The sequence below is a fragment of the Mesorhizobium sp. M0771 genome (assembly GCF_040320155.1).
Lineage (GTDB): Bacteria > Pseudomonadota > Alphaproteobacteria > Rhizobiales > Rhizobiaceae > Mesorhizobium.
In genome coordinates, this window is sequence record NZ_JAMYPC010000017.1 from 1 (window position 1) to 15,960 (window position 15,960).

Consider the following 15,960-nt stretch of genomic DNA (forward strand, 5'->3'; position numbering starts at 1 on the left):
GCCAGGATCGCCTTGATGTGAGGCTGCTTCAGCGCATGGCGGATCAGCGCCGGCTGCTGGTCGGGCGGAAAGGCAAGGTCGACGATCTCGACCTCGGAATCCTCGATCAGCTGTTCCGGCGTGTCGTGCACGGTCGGGATGTCCCAACGCTTGGCGACCTTCTGCGCATTGGAACGGGTCCGTGAGGTGATCGCCATCACGTTGAACCCCGCTTCGCGATAGGCTGCCAGATGGCACTCGGCCATGATCATGCCGGCGCCGATGCAGCCGATACGGTATTCTTTCGTGCGGACCTTCACGTCCGGCTCGAAGCCTTCGCTCGCCATGTCTTCCTCCCGCAATTCTGTTTTCGCAGCCGCGATCATCTCGCCAACGCGCCTCCGTCCTGCCCGAAATAATGCACCCGGGCCGGCTCGCAGGATATCGCTACCACCGCATCCGGCCTGATGTCGGGCTGGCCGCGCAGCAGCGCCTTCAGCCGCGCCTCTCCGGCGGCGAGCGTTACCACCGTGTAGCCGCCAAGGGGCTCGACCTCGAATACGCGCGCCGGGCGGCCAGCGCCCCCTTCGACCCAGGGCCCGACCTTGATGTCCTCCGGCCTGAGCCCGATTTCGATCGCGTCGGCCGGAGCAGCGCGATCGTCGATGCTGACCGTGCCTTCGGCGGCCTCGAGGCCATCTTCGCCGCGAACGGATTTGAGGATGTTCATCATCGGCGAACCAAGCAGTCGCGCCACATAGGTGTTCGCCGGGCGGTCGTAGATCTCGGACGGGGCGCCGATCTGTCGGATCCTGCCATTCTCCAGAATCGCGATGCGGTCGGCGATCGACATCGCCTCTTCCTGGTCATGGGTGACGTAGATCAGCGTCTTGCCGAGTTCGCGCTGGATGCGCTTGAGCTCGACGCGCGTTTCCTCGCGCAGCCGCGCATCGAGCGCAGAGATCGGGTCGTCCATCAGATAGGCGTTCGGGTCGCGCACCAGGGCGCGGGCTATCGCCACGCGTTGCCGCTCGCCACCGGAAAGCTGCGCCGGCGGCTTGTGCAGAATATGGCCGATGTGGAGCTTGGCGGCCACATCGGCGACACGCGTTTCGATCTGGGCCTCGGCGACCTTGCGCTCGACCAGCGGGAAACGCACATTTTCGCGCGCGCTCATATGCGGGAACAGCGCCAGGTTCTGGAACACCATGGCGACATTGCGCTCGGCCGGCGAGACGGTGTTGACCGGTTTGCCGCCGATCAGGATCTCTCCGGCGTCAGGCGTCTCCAGCCCGAGAACCAGGCGCAGGATTGTCGATTTGCCCGCCAGCGGCGGCCCGAACAAGCAGAAGAATTCGTTGTCATTGACGGTGAACGAGGCGTCGACGACGGCGAGCGTCGTGCCGTAACGCTTGCTGACATTGCGAAAGACGATATCGGCCATGTCAACCTGCCTTCATCGCAATGCCGCTGCGGGCATCGAAGACACGCACGGACGATGCCACGGGGGCGACGACGGCAAGCTCGCCGATCGACAGTCCGACAGCATTGTCGAACACCGCCTTCACGGCGGTCTCGCCATCGCCGAGATGGGCGATGGTCCTCGCGCCGATCCGCTCGACGAAGCTCACCGGCATGGCGAGGCCCTGCCCGCTCTGCACCAGCGACACCTGTTCGGGCCGGAAGCCGTAAAGCACCTCAGAGCGCGATCCGCGCAAGGTGGCGGCCAGCGCATCCGGCAGCGTCGGCGTGACCCCCAGTGGCCCGAGATCGACCACCAGGCCCCGGTCGCTCTCCGCCGGCCTTCCCTTCAGCAGGTTCATGCCCGGAGCGCCGATGAAGCGGGCGACGAAGACATTGGCTGGATTGTTGTAGACTTCCAGGGGCGTTCCCACCTGCTGCAGCACGCCGTGATCCATGACGGCAATGCGGTCGGCCATGGTCATGGCCTCGAGCTGGTCATGGGTGACGTAGACCATCGTCTGCCTGAACTGGCGCTGCAGCTGCTTGAGCTCGGTCCGCATTACCGCCCGGAAGGCGGCGTCTACATTGGACAGCGGCTCGTCGAGCAGGAAGATCGCCGGCTCCATGATCGCCGAGCGTCCGATTGCCACCCGCTGCAGGATGTTGACCGAGAGCCGGTCGGCCTTGCGGTCGAGCAGCGGCGTCAACTGCAGCAGCTCGGCGACGGCGCCGACGCGGCGGTCGATCTCGGCTGTCGCCGCACCGCGCATCCGCGGCCCGTAGGCAAGGTTCTGGCGCACCGTCATGTGGGTGAAGATGGCGTAGTTCTGGAAAACGAAGCCGACGCCGCGGCGGCCCATGGGCACGCCGGCCATGTCGCGCTCGCCAAACAGGATCTTGCCGCTGGTCGGCTCTTCCATGCCGGCGATCATGTTCATCGTCGTCGACTTGCCGCAGCCCGAAGGCCCGAGCAGCGCCATGAACTCGCCATCGGCGATGTCGAGGTCCATGGTCTTCAGCGCCGTGAACTCGCCAAAGGTCTTGACCAGGTTGCGCAGCTGGATCGCGCTCATGCCGGCACCAGCCTTGCGCGCGCCATGCGCTTCATGGCGAATACGGCAACGATCGAAAGCACGACCAGGATGGCCAGCGCGATCGCCGCCACATAGCCCCAGATCAGGTCCTGCGTCGTGACCTTGTAGATGTAGACGGAGATCGTCTCCGTGGCGACGCCGGGGCCGCCGCCGGTCATGATGTAGAGCGTGTCGAAGATCTTGAAGTTCTCGATGACGCGGATCGCCAGCGCGATGATGACGATCGTCTTCATCTTCGGCAGCACGATGGTGACGAAGCGCTGCCACGGGTTGGCGCCGAGCAGGGTCGCCGCCTTGATCTGGTCCTGCGGCACGCCGACCAGGCCGGCAAGCAGGATCAGGAACATCAGCGGCGTCCACTGCCAGATATCGGCGATGATCACCGCGATCAGCGCCAGTGTGGGGTCAGACAGCCAGGCGATGGTGACGCGGGAACCGCTGAGTGCCGACAGGATGTCGTTCAGCGGCCCGCCCGACTGGAACAGCATGAAGAACATGTAGCCGGCCACCGCCGGAACCACCATCATCGGCATCAGCAGGATCGAATAGAAGACCCGCTTGCCCGGAAAATCGTCCGCGAACAGCGTCGCCAATGCCAGGCCAAGCAGGAATTCGACGGGCACGCACACGACCATGACGATGGCCGTGCGCCTCAGCGCGCTCCAGAAGCGCGCATCGGCGGCAAGGTCGGTGTAGTTGGCGAAGCTGTTCCACATCTCCCATGCGTTCCACCAGCCGAGGCCGGAGAGCGGCGACCAGTCGGTGACGCTGATGTAGAGCTGCATCAGCAGCGGGAAGACGGAGATGAAGAGCACCAAAACCTGGGCCGGCAGCGTCAGCCGGAATCCCAGCCGCGCTCCCTCGTCCCGCAGCGCGGGCTTGCCAAGCGCGGCCTTTGCGTCCTTTGAGACAGTCACGGTCACCGCGCTCATTGCTTGAGCGCGCCGAACGTCAGTCCGCGCACCAGATGGCGCTGGATGGCGATGCCCATGATGACCGGCGGCACCGCGGCGATAAGACCGAGCGCGGCCTTGGCGCCATAGAGCTGCCCGGTCATCGAGGAGGACAGCGAGGCCATGTAGACCGGGATCGTCACCCATTCACGCGTCGTCAGCAGCAGCGCGATCAGATAGTCCGACCAGTTGAGGATGAAGACGAAGAGGGCGGCGCTGGCCAGCGGTGCGCGCATCATCGGCAGCGTGATGCGCGTGAAGACGCGCAGCCGCGAACAACCTTCGACAAGCGCCGCTTCCTCGATCTCGCGCGGCATGTCGTCGAAGAAGGTCTTCATGAGCCAGAAAGCGAACGGCAGGGTGACGATGCCGTAGATCAGGGCCAGGCCAAACCAGCTGTCGGTGAAGTTCAGGAAGGCCCACATGATCATGACCGGGATCATCACCGCCATTGGCGGAAACAGCCTGAGCTGGATCAGCGCCAGCGGCAGGTTCTGGCCGGAGCCGAAACGCGACAGCCCGTAGGCCGCAGCCGTGCCCGCCGACATTGCGATCGCCGTGCCGAACACCGAAGACAGCAGCGACGACAGGATCGGCTTCAGCGCGGTGCGGTCGAGCGCCACGATCAGATTGTTGTTGGACTCGCCGAAGACGAACTGGAAATTGCCGAGCGTCGGGTTCTTCGGCCACCATGTCAGGTCGGCGCCGGTCGCCGACCATTCGGCGATCGGCTTGAAGGCCATCGACACCATCCACAGGATCGGTACCAGCGTCACCGCCATCGCCGCGAAGATCGCGGCGTAGCGGAATATCTCGAAGGGGACGGAACGGTTCATCTGGCTGCTTTGCTGGTGGCGTTGACTGCGGCGGGGAGGAACAGATGCTCCTCCCCTCCAGCGCTGATCCAGGGAGACGGATCAGCTGATCGGGTCGAGAACCGTCGGCCAGGCCTCCTTGTTCGTCCTGATGGCTTCGAGCAATTTGTCCTCGCCGATGCGGCGGGCGATCTTCTTCCACTCCGCTTCCGTGTCGGCCATCGCCTGTTCCGCTGTCTTGGCCTTGGTCAGCGACGCCATTAGATTTTCGTCCAATGCGTTGTGGAAGGCGGTGGCGCCGGGATAGTTGATCGTCGGCACCGTGCGGGCGACGGTCTCGCGCACCACGTCGATGTGGTAGGCGTGGTAGGTCTGGCGCACCAGCGGATCGGAGAAATCCGAGAGCCGGAACGGATCGAGATAGCCGCCCGGATTGGCGCTCATCCAGGCATAGATGCGGGCGGAGCCCAGCCACTGCAGCAAAAGGTAGGCGACCTCCTGGTTTTTCGACTGCGACGAGACCATGCCGGTCAGCGAGAACCACAGCACGGAACGGCTGATCAGCTTGCCGTCGACTTCGCGGCCGGGCGGCAGCATCGAGCCGATCTTGCCGGTGACGGCAGAATCCTTGTTGCCGGCATTGTCGAGGAATTTCGGCAGGTTCGAGAAGGCGCAGGTCATCGCCGCGCCGCCCTTGGCGAAATTTCCATACTGCTCCGGCCAGCCCCAGGAGATCGCGTCCGGCGAGTGATGAACCAGCGAGCCGACATATTCGTTGGTGGCGGCAATGCCGTGCTCGGAATTGATCAGCGGCTTGCCGTCGTCGCCGAACAGGAACTGGTTGGGCGATGCCATCGAGACATAGCGCTGATACCAGTTGGTGTAGCCCCAGCCCTGGTTGCGCAGGTCGGTGGAGCCGAACAGGCCCTTGTCGGGCCGCTGGAAGAAGCCCGCGATGTCACTGTGCTGCTTCCAGGTCTTCGGCGGCGCCAGATCGTAGCCGAATTTGTCCTTGAACGCCTTCTGCTCGGCAGCGTCGCCGAACAGGTCGGTGCGGTAGACCCAGGTCTGGAAGTCGCCGTCCAGCGACACGCCATAGTTGGACCCGCGATATTTGTTGAGCAGCGACACGCCCTTGGCGCCGTCGACATAGCCGGTCTTGGGATCGTCCCATTCGGGCTTGTACTGGGCGACGAAGTCGTCGAGCTTGGCGATGCCGCCGGTCTCGGCAAGGTCGCCGAGGCGGTTCCATTCCGTCGAGTAGATGTCATAGGCCCCACCCTTGGTGGAGATGTCCTGCATCGTCTTGGTGAATTCCTGGCCGTTCGGCAGGCCGACGATCTCGATCTGGATGCCGGTTTCCTTTTCCCACAGCTCCTTGATCGACGGCGCACCCGCAGGGAAAGGCTGTGTGAGTTGGCCAATCGAGCCATCCGACAGGCCAAGCACGATCTTGGCCGGTGCCTTGCCAGCTCCCTTCAAGGCCTTGGCCGCCTCAACGGCACGGGCTTCCGGCGTGTCGGCGCCATATTGATAGCGCTCGGCGCCCTCGAAACCGGTGGGACCGCCTACCATGCCTGGCGCCAGCGCGTCGGCCGCAACGGCACGGCCGGGACGGATGAATTGCGGTGCGATACCGGCCGCAGCCACGAACGCCGCCGCCTTCCCTCCGGACGCCAACAAGCCGCGTCGCGATATGCGGATCAAATCAGACATTGGAATTCCTCCCTCAGGGCCGATGTTTCCTCCACGAGCCCGTTGAGGGATATTGACGGCAGCACCGGAAGGCTGTCAACATCATAAATACTCAAAATACATCGTAACACCGCAACCGCGGAGAAAATACGTCATGCAAAGGTCGACACACGGGCTCAATGCCTCGATTTGATGGGAAATCTGCCTTTCTGGCACGCGACTATCACGCCGGGCGACGCGATTTAGCCCAACCTCCTTGCGCATCGGCTAAGGCTCGATACATCATTTCCCATCAGAATCGCTGATGGCTGGCAGCTGTGGCCGTCGGACGGGCTAGCGGCATTGTGCGATCTGATGCATTGAGGAGATGAAGACGGTGCGTTCCACCTTGACTGACATAGCCCGGGAAGCCGGCGTTTCCGCCGCCACCGTCGACCGCGTGCTGAACAACAGGCCCGGTGTGCGGGCGCGCACGCGTGAGATCGTGCTCGAAATGGCGCAGCGCCTCGGCTACATCGCGGAAGGCCCGAACGGAGCGCCGCCCAGGCCCTCACCTGGAGAGGTCATCCGTCTCGACTTCGCCCTGCCGGCCGGCACCAATTCCTTCATCAAGATGCTGCATCGACACATCGAGGCGCAGGCCCTAGCGCGCCCCGATCTTGACGTCCACATCGCCACCATAGAGGGCTTCAACCCCGACCGGCTCGCCCGCCTGCTGCAAGAATTGCGTGGACAGACACAAGGCGTCGGCGTGATCGCGCTCGATCATCCAACGGTGCGCGAGGCGATCCGCTCGCTGTCAGCCAATGACGTCAAGGTGGTGACCATCGCCTCCGACATCCTGCATGTTCCGAGAGTGGCCTATATCGGCATCGACAACCGCGCCGCGGGGCGGCTGGCCGGCTATCTGCTCAACCGCTTCATGGGATCCGAACGCCCAAGCAAGGTGGCGCTGTTCGCCGGTTCGCTGTCCTACCGCGGCCATGAGGAACGCGAGATGGGATTCCGGCACATCTTGACCGAGGAGTCGCCCAACCTCAAGATCGTCGAGATGCGCGAAATGCTGGATGACCGAGAGAAGGCTTATTCGGAAGCATCAGCGCTTCTGGACCGGCACCCCGATCTTGCCGCGATCTACAATGTCGGCGCCGGCAACACCGGCATCGCTCGGGCGCTCAAGGAGCGTGGACGCGCCAAAGACATTCTCTTTCTCGGCCACGAGGTGACAGACGGCACCAAGGAACTTTTGTTGGATGGGACGCTCGATGCGGTCATAGATCAAAATCCGCGCGTCGAGGCGCGGGAAGCGCTCAACATTTTAAGCCACTCTGTCAGGCACCTGAACTATGAACCGCATCAACCACGACTTCAGGTGATCTTCAAAGAGAATATACCTGAAATCTGATCAATGGATCCGTGATCGTATCGCAAAGCACAGCGTTGGCGTCGCCACCGGTCCCAAATACGAACGAGAGCCCGAATGATCTCGTCAAAGCCGCCGATCTGGCACTATTCCGTGCGAAGTCGGAGGGCCGAGATCGGGTCGTGGTTGATGGTGCATGAGAAGGCCGTCGCCCGTTGCAACTCGGTCAGCCTTTCCGAACCTAAAAAGACCAAGTCCACTCATAGCACCGAAGTCGCGAACGATTGGGGCGAAGAGGGTTCTGGATGTCGGCACGAAGCCGACGAATGGCATACGCCCGTCCGTCCGCGACGATCACCTGAGGCATCGCCCCGGCCCCAGGCGCACGAGCAGATATGTCGCAGGCAACCTCGTGTGTTATACACGCACGCTGACTTTTTGGGTCGGACACGAGATCGATGGACCAGGAAACGCTTCTTGCCGCAGTCCTCTTAGCTGATGTCGTGGGCAGCACGCCACTCTATGAGCGGATCGGAGACGATGCCGCTCTACAGCAGGTCTCGGATTGCCTGGACACGATGCGCGAGATCGTCGCCAAACACGGTGGTGATTTCATTTACTCGAAGGGCGATGACATACTCAGCCTCTTCGAGAGCCCGGAAATGGCGCTGACGGCCGTCTGCCAAATCAGCCACCAACTGACTAAAGGTCCGTTAAGCGCCCGTATCGGATTGCATTTCGGGGCGGTCATTCGCGCGCGGGGCGCGATATTCGGTGACGTTGTCAATGTCACCGCAAGGTTGTCCACCACGGCGAACCCCGGAGAGGTGCTGATCAGCCAGAGCTTCTGCGAAGCCCTTTCCCCGAGAAGCCGCAAGGGCCTGCGGCTCCTCGACAAAATGGCCTTGAAGGGGAAGCAAGAGTTCTTCGATGTCTATACCCTGTGGAGCGACGATGGGGGCCCCGGTACGCAGATCACCAGCCATGGCGCCACTACAGATAGACGCTCGGTCCTGCCGCGGCAGATTCATCTGGTCATCCGCTACAGAGATCAGCTGCGATCCTGTCGAAACGGCGAATCCGTGACAGTCGGCAGATCGGCGGAATGCGATATCATCGTCGAGCGGCCCTGGGTATCGAGGCGCCACGCCGCCTTCACCATATTGAATGGCAGAGCTCGGCTTCTCGAACGAAGCTCTTCGGGCACATTTGTGTCCATGGGACTGGGCCATGAAGTATTCGTACGCCGTGAAGATATTATCCTCTTCGGCTGCGGCGTCATCTCGCCTGGAGTGAAGTCGGCACTCGACGAAGCCCAGCTTCTTCACTACGAAATTGTCTCGGATTGACCCGGCCCGGCTACTAGCTCGACCGGTTTCGAGGTGGTTCGCTGCGCCCTCAATGTCGCGCCGTACTCTTTGACAGCCATTGGAATCGACCGTTCACAAATGTGCCAAGGCCAATCCAGGAACGTCTGCTCTCGAAGTTGGACTGCGAAGAGCTGACCTCCGTTTCCCTCGCTGAGTTCGACGGAGCCGCGGGCCGGTGCATCTCCCTCGCAGCATGCGGAGTTCTATCTGCTCCTAAGCCACATTCGGCAGGTGGATGGCTTCGGCAGCAAGCTGGCCCGCTCGATCGATGACGCGCTAGGTCTTGCCGCGAAAAGGCCGGTGCGTGGGAATTGTGCTGGACTGTCGGCCAGACAATGAGCTGGCGACGGGAGCGGCCGGCTGAAGCGGGATGCCCGGACCAATTCCCTGCCCTGTGTCGCCTTGATATCCCCAGGTGCTGAAGGTCAGCACCGGCTGTTGCAGCCCGGGGTCGACGAACGCTTCATCAGACCATTTGCGCCGCAATAGCTCCTCGAACACCTGCGAAGGCTCGCGATTGGGCTACCGTCACGAAAATTGGCCCAGAAGCGCAGACCACTGACATATCGCGGCGTCGAGATGGAGCTCGATACCACCGTCTTTGCAGCACCGGGGAAAATTCCTCTTGGGCCGATCGAGTTCAAGTTGGTGCGCCACATGCTCGACAATCCTGAAAGGTGATCAGCCGTGATGAATTCATCGCAGCTGGCTGGTCGCAGAAAGCCAGTGTGAGCGCCCAGGTGGTCGACGTTCACATGAGCCAGTCGCGAAAGTTGTTGAAGCAGTCGTCGCAGAGTTGCCATTCGCACCCTGCGGCTTGCCGGCTATTCTCTCGAAGACACTGCGGGCTGACGATCTCGGCGATTGGGTTCAGAAAGGTCGCTGCGTGAGGCCGCAAGGGGACCGACCCAATGGGAAAGGTCTTGGCAGCTAGGGGACTTAACGCCACCGACATTGCAGCCGGGCGCTGCTCTAATCGAGAGAAAGTCTGGGCGTATAGAACAAGCGACATGAGCGTGTCGGATTGTTTGCATTCAAACGACCTTTGCGACGTTATCCGTGCCTTCGCCTTGCTGGTGCCGGAGGAAATCATGACGTCGCCCGACAATTCGGTCGAACTCGTTCGCGACAAGAAGTGGACGGTCCGCATCACCGCCTACGGCAGCACCCTGACGTTTCCGTTCGAAGCAGAAAGCTATGCACGTTCTTATGCCGATGGTCAGGCATTCCGTCTCGGCGTTCAGGTGGCGGAACTGAAGCGATGCGGCTGACACTTTGTCGACGCGTTGGCGGATAGCCTGCATCGCGATCGGAACGAATAGGTCGCTGATTGCAGCCTCGCGATTTTTCCATCAAATCCCGCCTGCAATCTTGACAGCAACTCGGCAAAATCCCTCGCCGACTAGTGTTGTCATATGAGCTGGAGCTTTCCTCGCCGCCGGTGGAAGGCGGGATACGCTGCCGGGACAGCCCTCTTTTCGCATAGACGCGAACCTTGTGCTTTTCCGTCTCAAGGCTGATTGGCGGCTGGATGCGCGCGCCGTCTTTCATATTCTGCCATCAGCCCGCGCGGAGCGTGGAATCAACGGCGGGGAAGCGGATGATGTTTCCTGTTTGCGCTCGCGTAGCGCAATAAACGCTGCGAAGAGCATGATAGCCATGCCGATGATGTCGATCAGGCTAACCTCCTCGCCGTAGGTGATGATGCCAAGCACGACGGCAATGACGGGTGAGACGAAGGCAAATGCTCCGGCGCGCGAGGCGCCGATTTCGTGCAGGAGCCGGATAAATAGAGTGTAGCCTATGAACGAACCAAACAGCACGAGGAACAGCCACCCGACCCAGGCCGGCCAGCCCCAATTGCCTTTTAGAGCCGCGGTCGCGCCTGGCTCCACAACGAGTGAGATGAGAATTAGGAATGCGCCCCCGAAAAGGGTGGTGAAGCCGGCGATGAAGTCCGATGAATATACCTCAAGAAGCGGCCGCGCGAGCACCGAACCCCATGCATAGATTAAAGCTGCCGACGCCACCGCTGTCATCGCCAGCAGCCGGAGCCCCCTGCCCTGCTGGTCTGCGTGTGTCCAACTAGCATAGGCTTCGGGCCCGAACAGGACGCACAGACCGGCCGCACCGAGCAAAATCGCAAAGAGCCTGCGGCCGTCATAGCGTTCGTCCCCCAGAAGCAACGCAAACCCAAGCAGCGTGACGGGGGTCAGCGAAAGCTCAAGAACAGCCGCGGTGCCCGTATCGACGTAGAGCATGCCCCAAAAGAGTGGGCCATAGCAAAGCGGAATCATGAACAACGTAACAACGAAAAGACGCGGCCAACTCCTTTTCGCCACCCGTGGTAGAGCAGCGCCCCTTAGGCGCGTCGCGCTGAGGATCAGCAAGCCGGCTACTGTAAAACGCGTGCCTGCGAACATCATAGGCGGCACGGTGGCGATCCCTGCCTTGATACCGATCCACGTGGTGCCCCAGATCACACATAAAACCAGAAATGTCGCTGTGTTGCGGTTCATCGGAAGCAGCCTTCGCTGGGCGTTGTTGGTTCGTCGTAACGGCCAAAAGACGTTTATTTCGTTACAACGGCCTCTTGCCAATACGGTTCCGCCAACCGATGTTTCCGGGATGGATGGTGCGAAGACTATCGTCGACATGCGCATGGTTGGCGGTCACCCCTGCTTGGACTTCGTCAACACGGTCGACGCGCGACGCGATGTGTGGGGGCCAGACCTCTTGCAGACCTATGCCGACCTGGTCGTCTGGGCTGGACGTGCCGATTTGATCGACGTCGATGAGGCGCGAGCACTGCTCGCGGAGGCTCCCGCCCGCCCGCTCCTTGCGGAGGCGGCATTGGAAAAGGCCAAGATTTTGCGCGAGGCCGTTTACGCGGCTCTCCAGGCCGAGGCGGCAGGCGCCCGGGTGCCGGACGATGCCTTGCAAATCGTGCGCGATGCAGTCGCCCTAGCCCTGCCGAAGCGCTCGCTTTTCCCGTCCGGCGACCGCCTCGCTTGGCAGTGGACCGACGCAGCCAGTCTGAACACGATCGGCCACCGCGTGGCCTTTGAGACAGCCGAGTTTTTGGTGTCCAGGAATGACCGCCGCCGCGTGCGCGAGTGCACCGGGCCGAACTGCGGTTGGCTTTTCATCGACACCTCGCGTGGCGGGCGCAGACGGTGGTGCTCGGATGAGAGCTGCGGCACACGCAGCCGGGTAAGGCGCTTCAGGGCAAAAGCCGCAGGGAACATGGCTCCCGACAGCAAGAATTAGTATCTGACGCCAGGCTTGGATGACCAACGCAGCATAGTTGGCTTCACGCTATCCCTGTCGCTGTTTGTCCAACGAAGCTGGTCTCGCGAGCGACTGTGGCCAAGAGTGTGGAGAACACAGCCGGCGCGGCAAGCCATCATCGCGTTCCAGAGCGGGTTGCTTCGGGGCCGCCTACCTCGCCACGCTTCGATCGGTCGATCTGCTCAAACTTGACGGGAACTCCGGTAGCGTTACGGCGTTTTTCTCAGTCCGAAACAAACAAGGATAGGTGCCATGGACTGGAACCGTGTCGAAGGCAATTGGAAGCAGGTAAAGGGCAAGGTCAAGGAACAGTGGGGCAAACTCACAGACGATGATCTGGACCGTATTGCCGGTAACCGCGATCAGTTGGAAGGCAAGATTCAGGAGCGCTACGGCATTGAGAAGGACCGCGCTCGGCGCGACATCGATGACTGGTATGGCCGGCAAGGCTGGTAGGTCGCCGGTTCCAAACTGAACTTGAAAAAGGGCTCCGAGAGGTACGGCGCCCTTTTTTGCCGCGTCTCTTGTCGCCTTTTCGTGAGTCTCACGACAAGGGCGCTCACCGAGAGACGTGGAACCGCGAAAGGTGCCCGTCGTTATCTGGTTCTCGAAATTACATTGGGGGATTAGTTGGACAGAGACGACGCCTCGGCGATCACAACTGGAGTTAGCGGCCTCGACTACATTCTTCGTGGCGGCTACGCCAGGAACCGCTCCCATCTCATCGAAGGGAAACCAGGTTCTGGAAAAACCACTCTTGGCCTCCAGTTTTTGATCGAGGGCGCCAAGAATGGCGAGACATGCCTTTACATCACTTTGTCAGAAAGCCAGCGCGAACTGCTCTCGGTTGCTGGCCGTCACGGCTGGGATCTGAAGGGGGTGCAAATTCTTGAACTTGTGCCGCCGGAGCTCAGTTTCGATCCTGCGCAGCTACAGACATTGATCCATTCCTCGGAATTGGAACTCGGCGAAACCGTGCAGTCTGCCATGGCCGAGATCGGACGCGTCAGACCCGATCGCGTGGTGTTCGATTCGCTCTCTGAAATTCGACTTTTATCGCAAGGGTCACTGCGGTATCGGCGCCAGGTGTTGGCATTGAAGAGCTTCTTCATGCTCAACAATGTGACGGTGCTTATGCTCGACGACCTGACCGCTGAGCAGGATGACCTCAATTTGCATTCGATCAGTCACGGCGTCATTCGGATGGAGCAGCTGTCGCCCGTCTATGGTGGAGAGCGTCGGCGGCTACGCGTGATCAAAATGCGCGGCGTGCAGATCCGGGGCGGCTTTCACGATTTCGTCATTCGCCCAGGCGGCGTTATCGCCTATCCGCGGCTCGTTGCAGCCGAGCATGAGGTGGCCGAGCATGATACGCCGGCCATGAGCAACAACCGGATCGACACCCTGCTTGGCGGCGGGCTGGCCCGTGGTACCAGCACGATGCTGATGGGGCCGTCTGGCGTTGGCAAGTCTACCATTGCCTGCACCTATTGCTATGCCGCACTCGAGCGTGGCGAGCGTGTGCTGGTGCTGTTGTTTGACGAGACAAAGCGCATCTTCTTGGCGCGCGCCGCCGGGCTCGGCATGGACCTGGAGCCGTTTGCCGAGGACGGCACGCTGATGCTTGAATCTGTCAATCCGGCTGAGCTTTCACCAGGCGAATTGTCTTCGCGCATCCAAGCGGCCGTCGAAGAATCCAATGTGCGGATCGTCGTGATCGACAGCCTAACTGGCTATCTCAATGCCATGTCCGAAGAACAACATCTGGTGCTTCAGATGCACGAGATCCTCACCTATCTCAATCAGAAGGCAGTGGCGACGATCCTGCTGTTGGCCAATCACGGGCTGTTTGGGCAAACGGCAGCGCCGGTCGACATGACCTATCTCTGCGATTCCATCATGCTTCTGCGCTTCTTCGAGAACGCAGGTCAGTTGAGACGCGCGATTTCCGTTGTCAAGAAACGTGTCGGCCCCCACGAAGAGACGATTCGTGAGTTTAAAATCGGCGGTAACGGCGTGGCCGTAGGTGAGCCACTGGAACAATTCCGCGGCATCCTGATGGGATCTCCGGAATTTGAAGGCAAGCCGACAGACCTTCTGAGGGATAAGGCGCTGTGATGTCGTCCAGCCCCGCCGTTCTCGTGCTGGCGCCGCTTGGCCGTGACGCGAGGATCGCGGCCTCCATCCTGGCTACAAACCAGATTGCCTCGCGTGTGTGCGGCAGCTTGGAAGAGGCAGTGCCGCTTCTCGACGAGGCTCAGTGCCTTGTCGTGGCCGAGGAGGCCCTGCTCAGTTCCGATCGAACGCAGTTTGCGGCCTGGCTTGAAGCCCAACCCGCATGGTCGGATTTTCCGATCGTGCTTCTGACGATGCGGGGGAACGAAGTCGACACGCGGATGGCATTTCTGGACCGCTATCTGATCGTGCTTGAACGGCCATTTCTGGCTTCGAGCCTCGCCAACTCGGTGCGCTCCGCCTTGCGTGCCCGCGCCCGCCAGCGTGAGGTCCAGTCCTACATCGAACAGAAGCGGGAGGTCGCCGATCGGCAGAAATTGCTCATCCGCGAGCTGCATCACCGCGTCAAGAACACGCTGGCCAACGTTCGCGCCATGATGGGCGCGACGGCCAAGTCGAGCGGCAACGTCGATGATTTCGTACGCGATTTTTCAGCCAGGCTCGTTTCCCTGGCCCAGACCCATTCGATGCTTACCGACGATTATTGGCAGACTGCCTCCCTGCACAAGCTGCTCGAAAGCGAGCTTGACCACTATGAGACGCGCGACAGGCCGCGTATCGTTCTGGAAGGCCCGAACGTAGCGCTAGTCGCCGACATTGCGGTCCCTGTCGGGATGGCTTTCCACGAACTGGCCTCCAATTCGTCGAAGTTTGGCGCGCTTTCGCAAACGGGAGGCCGCCTTGATGTCCGCTGGTCGTTAGGCGGGTCCGGCGATACACAGATCGTCAATCTTGACTGGCGGGAACGAGATGGGCCGAAAGTCGAGCAGCCCAGTCGCCGGGGGTTTGGCACGACACTTCTGGAAAAAGTCGTGACCGTGCAATGCAACGCCAAGATCGAATTGAACTACCATCGTGACGGCTTGCAGTTCACCATGGCCTTGCCGTTGCGAAACACGCGCCTTGTGCCGGCTTACTGAGCGGCAACGGAAAGGCTGGCTGGGCGCCGCGATAGGGATTAACTGAGCGTCACTCGGCAGGCTGGTCTAGCGCTTTAGCCAAAACATCAGTTCCGAAAAAGACCGCCTCTATATCTCCCATATGCCTCTGCAACATTGCGAGAGCTCCGGCGTGGTCTATGCGGCCGACCTTGGTGATGAAGTCGAACTCGTGCCGCGGCGCTGTGACCCGGGTCATGCGTCCTAGACGAAACCTTGGGCTCCCGGAGCGCAGTTTTGTCGCCTTCGTGGTCACCCCCCGCCATTTTGCTCACGATCCTCGTTGATAGCCCGGATGCGCATCTGAATCATCTGCGACCCGTCTGGGTTCCGACTGGCGTCGTAAAAAACCAAGAGGCCCGCAGACAGGCTCGATCGACGGTCAGCTATCCCGAACAGCAAACGAAATCACCCTTGCCTTTGGCCAACCAACTTTCGCCAGATCACCTTCGCAATGGCTGCGGCCCCAGTACGGTCGGACAGCCCGCGCCTCTGGCGGCCGAAGTGAGGCGCCGGGAACATACAACGTCGGTCGTTGTTTCTCTGATCAGGAGGAAAGATGATGGCAGACGATAAGAGCAAGCGTGATTTTCGAGATCGCAACCGTGTATCAGTCGATGAAGATTATGAGGTTGGCTATTTCGCCAAACAGCATCGTATCACGCCAGAACGCGCGAGCTAATCAGAGAACACGGCAACGACCGGAAGAGGCTCGGACGCGAGGCAAGGAAACTCGCTGATACCGGCTGATGGTCGCGACGCA

Annotated in this window: 15 protein-coding genes; 8 read left to right on the forward strand and 7 right to left on the reverse strand. The window is 61.1% G+C overall.

All coding sequences use genetic code 11. From position 1 onward, the window contains the following. The 6 genes from NKI05_RS23090 to NKI05_RS23115 form a co-directional block, all read right to left on the reverse strand. Positions 1-326, reverse strand: a 326-nt coding sequence (locus NKI05_RS23090; protein WP_352793243.1) for a Gfo/Idh/MocA family oxidoreductase, incomplete at its 3' end; no start/stop codon positions are given. A gap of 35 nt (positions 327-361) precedes the next feature. Beyond that, positions 362-1,423 carry an ABC transporter ATP-binding protein gene (locus NKI05_RS23095; protein ID WP_352793245.1) on the reverse strand — a complete coding sequence of 354 codons (1,062 nt, stop codon included), beginning with the start codon at positions 1,421-1,423 and terminating at the stop codon, positions 362-364. Position 1,424: 1 nt separating this feature from the next. Further along, positions 1,425-2,516, reverse strand: coding sequence for an ABC transporter ATP-binding protein (locus tag NKI05_RS23100; protein WP_352762291.1), 1,092 nt, complete (start codon positions 2,514-2,516; stop codon positions 1,425-1,427). Then, a complete protein-coding gene (locus NKI05_RS23105) occupies positions 2,513-3,469 on the reverse strand; it encodes a carbohydrate ABC transporter permease (RefSeq protein ID WP_023700493.1) in 957 nt (318 codons plus the stop codon). Before NKI05_RS23105 ends, NKI05_RS23100 begins: the two co-directional genes overlap by 4 nt. Then, positions 3,466-4,326 (reverse strand): carbohydrate ABC transporter permease, encoded by an 861-nt coding sequence (locus NKI05_RS23110; RefSeq protein WP_023700494.1) that lies wholly within the window; start codon positions 4,324-4,326, stop codon positions 3,466-3,468. Before NKI05_RS23110 ends, NKI05_RS23105 begins: the two co-directional genes overlap by 4 nt. Positions 4,327-4,407: 81 nt before the next feature. Then, a complete protein-coding gene (locus NKI05_RS23115) occupies positions 4,408-6,021 on the reverse strand; it encodes an extracellular solute-binding protein (RefSeq protein WP_023700495.1) in 1,614 nt (537 codons plus the stop codon). A gap of 355 nt (positions 6,022-6,376) precedes the next feature. Here NKI05_RS23115 and NKI05_RS23120 point away from each other — a divergent pair, with 355 nt between their 5' ends. From NKI05_RS23120 to NKI05_RS23130, 3 genes are all read left to right on the forward strand, one after another. Continuing rightward, positions 6,377-7,405 (forward strand): LacI family DNA-binding transcriptional regulator, encoded by a 1,029-nt coding sequence (locus NKI05_RS23120; protein ID WP_023669472.1) that lies wholly within the window; start codon positions 6,377-6,379, stop codon positions 7,403-7,405. Between the two features lie 416 nt (positions 7,406-7,821). Next, positions 7,822-8,712, forward strand: a complete 891-nt coding sequence (locus NKI05_RS23125) for an adenylate/guanylate cyclase domain-containing protein (protein WP_023669471.1) — start codon at positions 7,822-7,824, stop codon at positions 8,710-8,712. Positions 8,713-9,743: 1,031 nt separating this feature from the next. Then, entirely contained in the window at positions 9,744-10,004 is a 261-nt protein-coding gene (locus NKI05_RS23130) for a hypothetical protein (RefSeq protein WP_245260004.1), read from the forward strand. A gap of 276 nt (positions 10,005-10,280) precedes the next feature. Here the strand turns inward: NKI05_RS23130 and NKI05_RS23135 are convergent, their stop codons facing one another. Next, positions 10,281-11,252 (reverse strand): DMT family transporter, encoded by a 972-nt coding sequence (locus tag NKI05_RS23135; RefSeq protein WP_352762287.1) that lies wholly within the window; start codon positions 11,250-11,252, stop codon positions 10,281-10,283. Here NKI05_RS23135 and NKI05_RS23140 point away from each other — a divergent pair. The 5 genes from NKI05_RS23140 to NKI05_RS23160 all read left to right on the forward strand — a co-directional run bounded on the left by NKI05_RS23140 (position 11,239) and on the right by NKI05_RS23160 (position 15,879). After that, a complete protein-coding gene (locus NKI05_RS23140; protein WP_155929636.1) occupies positions 11,239-12,003 on the forward strand; it encodes a CGNR zinc finger domain-containing protein in 765 nt (254 codons plus the stop codon). The genes NKI05_RS23135 and NKI05_RS23140 overlap by 14 nt on opposite strands. A gap of 273 nt (positions 12,004-12,276) precedes the next feature. After that, complete coding sequence (locus NKI05_RS23145; RefSeq protein WP_023669466.1) at positions 12,277-12,480, forward strand: CsbD family protein; 204 nt, start codon at positions 12,277-12,279, stop codon at positions 12,478-12,480. Between the two features lie 174 nt (positions 12,481-12,654). Further along, positions 12,655-14,142, forward strand: a complete 1,488-nt coding sequence (locus NKI05_RS23150; protein ID WP_352671936.1) for an ATPase domain-containing protein — start codon at positions 12,655-12,657, stop codon at positions 14,140-14,142. Next, a complete protein-coding gene (locus tag NKI05_RS23155) occupies positions 14,142-15,179 on the forward strand; it encodes a sensor histidine kinase (RefSeq protein ID WP_031199112.1) in 1,038 nt (345 codons plus the stop codon). The genes NKI05_RS23150 and NKI05_RS23155 overlap by 1 nt, the downstream gene beginning before the upstream one ends. Positions 15,180-15,756: 577 nt before the next feature. Beyond that, positions 15,757-15,879: a DUF3606 domain-containing protein gene (locus NKI05_RS23160; RefSeq protein WP_348529184.1), complete on the forward strand. Its 123-nt coding sequence runs from the start codon at positions 15,757-15,759 to the stop codon at positions 15,877-15,879. The last annotated feature ends 81 nt before the right edge of the window (positions 15,880-15,960 follow it).

What these genes read in the sequence shown, in the direction of transcription:
- NKI05_RS23125 (WP_023669471.1), top strand. Translation starts at nt 7,822, where the DNA reads ATGGACCAGGAAACGCTTCTTGCCGCAGTCCTCTTAGCTGATGTCGTG.
- NKI05_RS23135 (WP_352762287.1), bottom strand. Translation starts at nt 11,252, where the DNA reads ATGAACCGCAACACAGCGACATTTCTGGTTTTATGTGTGATCTGGGGC.
- NKI05_RS23145 (WP_023669466.1), top strand. Translation starts at nt 12,277, where the DNA reads ATGGACTGGAACCGTGTCGAAGGCAATTGGAAGCAGGTAAAGGGCAAG.
- NKI05_RS23095 (WP_352793245.1), bottom strand. Translation starts at nt 1,423, where the DNA reads ATGGCCGATATCGTCTTTCGCAATGTCAGCAAGCGTTACGGCACGACG.
- NKI05_RS23115 (WP_023700495.1), bottom strand. Translation starts at nt 6,021, where the DNA reads ATGTCTGATTTGATCCGCATATCGCGACGCGGCTTGTTGGCGTCCGGA.
- NKI05_RS23130 (WP_245260004.1), top strand. Translation starts at nt 9,744, where the DNA reads ATGAGCGTGTCGGATTGTTTGCATTCAAACGACCTTTGCGACGTTATC.
- NKI05_RS23110 (WP_023700494.1), bottom strand. Translation starts at nt 4,326, where the DNA reads ATGAACCGTTCCGTCCCCTTCGAGATATTCCGCTACGCCGCGATCTTC.
- NKI05_RS23105 (WP_023700493.1), bottom strand. Translation starts at nt 3,469, where the DNA reads ATGAGCGCGGTGACCGTGACTGTCTCAAAGGACGCAAAGGCCGCGCTT.
- NKI05_RS23100 (WP_352762291.1), bottom strand. Translation starts at nt 2,516, where the DNA reads ATGAGCGCGATCCAGCTGCGCAACCTGGTCAAGACCTTTGGCGAGTTC.
- NKI05_RS23160 (WP_348529184.1), top strand. Translation starts at nt 15,757, where the DNA reads ATGATGGCAGACGATAAGAGCAAGCGTGATTTTCGAGATCGCAACCGT.
- NKI05_RS23155 (WP_031199112.1), top strand. Translation starts at nt 14,142, where the DNA reads ATGTCGTCCAGCCCCGCCGTTCTCGTGCTGGCGCCGCTTGGCCGTGAC.